Annotated in this window: 5 protein-coding genes; all 5 read left to right on the forward strand. The window is 76.1% G+C overall.

The window, feature by feature from the left end; all coding sequences use genetic code 11:
* Positions 1–203, forward strand: a 203-nt coding sequence (locus VI078_02095) for a cob(I)yrinic acid a,c-diamide adenosyltransferase (GenBank protein ID HEY5998079.1), incomplete at its 5' end; no start/stop codon positions are given.
* Positions 187–1,101 carry a helical backbone metal receptor gene (locus VI078_02100; GenBank protein HEY5998080.1) on the forward strand — a complete coding sequence of 305 codons (915 nt, stop codon included), beginning with the start codon at positions 187–189 and terminating at the stop codon, positions 1,099–1,101. The genes VI078_02095 and VI078_02100, both read left to right, overlap by 17 nt.
* Entirely contained in the window at positions 1,098–2,120 is a 1,023-nt protein-coding gene (locus tag VI078_02105; GenBank protein HEY5998081.1) for an iron ABC transporter permease, read from the forward strand. The genes VI078_02100 and VI078_02105 overlap by 4 nt, the downstream gene beginning before the upstream one ends.
* Entirely contained in the window at positions 2,117–2,887 is a 771-nt protein-coding gene (locus VI078_02110; GenBank protein ID HEY5998082.1) for an ABC transporter ATP-binding protein, read from the forward strand. The genes VI078_02105 and VI078_02110 overlap by 4 nt, the downstream gene beginning before the upstream one ends.
* A partial coding sequence (locus VI078_02115) for a hypothetical protein (GenBank protein HEY5998083.1) occupies positions 2,881–3,351 on the forward strand: 471 nt, incomplete at its 3' end. The genes VI078_02110 and VI078_02115, both read left to right, overlap by 7 nt.

The raw sequence follows: 3,351 nt of genomic DNA on the forward strand, positions 1-3,351 counted from the left end.
CCTGCCACCTGCGCATGCTGCCCGCGGCGGCGGTGCGCCGCGCCGTCCGCGTGGCCGGCGAGCGCGGGGCGCGCCTCGTGATCCTCACCGGCCGCTGGGCGCCGCCGGGGCTGCTGCGCGGGGCCGACCTGGCGACCGAGATGAAGCAGGTGAAACACCCGTACGAGAAGGGCGTCAAACCGGTCCATGGGATCGACTATTAGGGCGCGATTCGCGGCAGCGGCCCTGCCCGCGCTGCTGGCGGGCGTTGCGGCGACCGGTGCGGGCGCGGCAACGGTGCGCGACGCCGTCGGCCGCACGGTGGTGGTGCCCGCCGAGGCGCGGCACATCGTCTCGCTCGCGCCGAACATCACCGAGATGCTCTTCGCCCTCGGCCTCGGCGACCGGGTCGCCGGCGTGACCCAGTACTGCGACTGGCCGCCCGAGGCGGCCACGAAGCCGCGCATCGGCGGCGTGATCAACCCCTCGCTCGAGGCGATCGTGGCGCTTGGGGCGGACCTGGTCTTCGCGACGGCGGACGGCAACCGGCCGGCGGACGTCGAGCGGCTCGCGGCCCTCGGCGTGCCCGTGTACACGATCGACACCCGCTCGATCGCCGACGTGTTCTCCACGATGCTCACCATGGGCGAGCTCACGGGACGGGCCGAGGCGGCGCGCACGCTGGTCGCGGGGCTGGAGTGGCGGCGCGCGGCGGTGGCGGCGCGCCTGGCGGGGCGCGTCCCGGTGAGCGTCTTCGTCGCGATCGACCGGGTGCCGCTCATCAGCGCCGGCGCGGGGACGTTCGTCGGCGAGATGCTCACGCTCGCCGGCGGAAGGAACATCGCCGGCGCCTCGCCCATCAAGTACCCGGTCTACAGCCTCGAGCAGCTGCTCGCCGAGGACCCCGAGGTGATCATCGACGCCGCCGATCCCGGCCCGGTGCCGCCCGCCGAGCTGCTGCGCAGCTGGCAGGCGCTGCCCGGGGCCACCGGCCTGCGCGCGCTGCCCACGGGGAGGCTCGTCTCCGTCGGCCAGGGGAGCTTCTTTCGCCCCGGGCCGCGCATCGTGGACTCGCTCGAACGCCTCGCCGAGATCCTCCATCCGCGGAAGGCCGGCCGGTGAGCGCTTCGGCGCGGCGCGCCCTGCTCACGCTCGCCGCGCTGGCGGCGCTGGCCGCGGGCGCGGCGCTGGTCTCCTTCAAGACCGGCCCCGTCTCGGTCTCGTGGGGCGAGCTGGTCCGCGTCGTCGTCGACCCCGCCGCGCGCGAGGCACTTCCAGCCCCAAGCCGCATCCTGCTGGACCTGCGGCTGCCGCGCGTCACCCTCGGCCTGCTCGTCGGCGCGGCCCTGGCGGTGTCCGGGACGACGTTCCAGGCGCTGCTGCGCAACCCGCTGGCCGACCCCTACCTGCTCGGCCTTTCGGGCGGCGCGGCGCTCGGCGCGGTGCTTGTGCTCGTGACCGGCGCCACGGACGCCATGCCGTTGCTGCTGCCCCTGGCGGCGGTCGCCGGGGCGCTCGCCGCGGTGGTGGCCGTCTGGCGGCTCGCGGCGGGGGCCGGGGCGCTGCCGCCGACCTCGCTGATCCTCGCCGGCGTCGTCGTCAGCTCCTTCTGCTCGGCGCTGGTGATGTTCCTCGCCTCGGTCTCCCCGGCCGGAAGGGTGCAGGGCGCGCTCTACTGGCTCATGGGGAGCCTCGCCTCGCCGGCGCGCGGGATCCTCGCGCCCGTGGCCGTCGCGGTGCTCGCCGGCGTCGCCGCGCTCACGTCCGCGGGCGGCCGGCTCAACGCCCTCTCGCTCGGCGAGGAGACGGCGGCCCACCTCGGCGTGGACGTGCCGCGCACGCGGGCCCTGCTCTTCTTCGCGGCGTCGCTCGTCACCGGCGCCGCCGTCGCCGCGGCCGGCCTCGTCGGCTTCGTCGGCCTCGTCGTGCCGCACGCCCTGCGCACGCTCATCGGCGCGGACCACCGGTTGCTGGTGCCGGCATCGGCGCTCGCCGGCGCCGCCGTCCTCGTGCTGGCGGACACGGCGGCGCGCAGCGTGCTGCCGCCGGCCGAGGTGCCCGTCGGCGTCGTCACCGCCCTCTTCGGCGCGCCGTTCTTCCTGGTGCTCCTGCGCCGGCGCCGCGGGTGGATGGGGCAGTGAGCGTCGCGCTCGAGGCCACCGGCCTCTCCTTCGCCTTCGGCGGCCGCGCGGTCGTCGACGGGGTCTCGCTCGCCGTGCCCGAAGGCGAGATGCTCGGCATCGTCGGGCCGAACGGCTCCGGCAAGACCACGCTCCTGCGCCTGCTCTCGGGGCTGCTGCGGCCGCGCGCCGGCGAGGTCCGCGTCCTCGGGCGCCCGGCCGCCGGCTACTCCCGGCGGGAGCTGGCGCGCCTCGTCGCCGTCGTCCCGCAGGGCAGCGGGACCGTCTTCCCGTACACGGTCGAGGAGATGGTCGGCATGGGCCGCTTCCCGCACCTGGCGTGGCCGGGCTGGCTTTCCGAGCGCGACCGCGCCGTGTGCCGCGAGGCGATGCGGCGCACGGACACCGAGCGCTTCGCCGGGCGGACGATCGACGAGCTCTCCTCGGGCGAGCGCCAGCGGGTGCTCATCGCGCGGGCGCTGGCGCAGGAGGCGCGCATCGTGCTCCTCGACGAGGCCTCGAGCTTCCTCGACCTCGCGCAGGAGCTGGGGATCTTCCGGATGCTGGATGCGCTGCGGCGCGAGCAGGGGCTGACCTTCGTGTCGGTGTCGCACGACCTGAACCTCGTGGGCGCGTTTTGCCAGCGCGTGCTCCTGCTGCGTGATGGCCGCGTCCTGGCGGCGGGGGCGCTGGAGGCGACCTACACCGGCGAGAACCTCTCGGCGCTCTTTGGCGTGGCCGTGCAGACGGCCGCCGGGCCCGACCACAGGGTGCGCGTGCAATGGTGAGCATTGCGCTCCGGGGGCTGCGCGACCTGCGGGAGGAGTTCACCGTCCGCCCCTTCCGCGTCGCGCTCGTCGTCTCGACGCTCGTCCACGCGGGTTTGTTCCTGTGGCTCGGCGTCGGCGCAGCCGGCCACGACAGGACCAGGCCGATGCTGCGGCTGCACTTCATCACCGAGGCGCCGGCGCCCGCGGAAGCGGCGGCGTCGGCGGAGCCGGTGCCCGCGGTCGCATTGCCGTCGGGGCGGTCGCGCAAGGAGCCCGTCGCGCCGGCGGTTCCTCTCACGGCGATGCCCGCGGCGCAGCCGGCCGCGCCGCCCGTGGAACCGGCGGCCGCACCTCCCGTGGCGGCTGCGGCAACGGTCGCAGCCGAGGCCGCACCCGACCCCGTGGTCGAACCCGCTCCAGCCGCCCCGGCGCCGGAGTTGGCGCCGCAGCTCGTGACCGCACCGGCGCAGGTGCCCGTGGTA

The organism is bacterium, from assembly GCA_036524115.1.
Lineage (GTDB): Bacteria > JAUVQV01 > JAUVQV01 > JAUVQV01 > DATDCY01 > DATDCY01.

Excerpts from the sequence above, each read along its gene's own strand:
- VI078_02100 (HEY5998080.1), top strand. The coding sequence starts at position 187 with ATGGGATCGACTATTAGGGCGCGATTCGCGGCAGCGGCCCTGCCCGCG.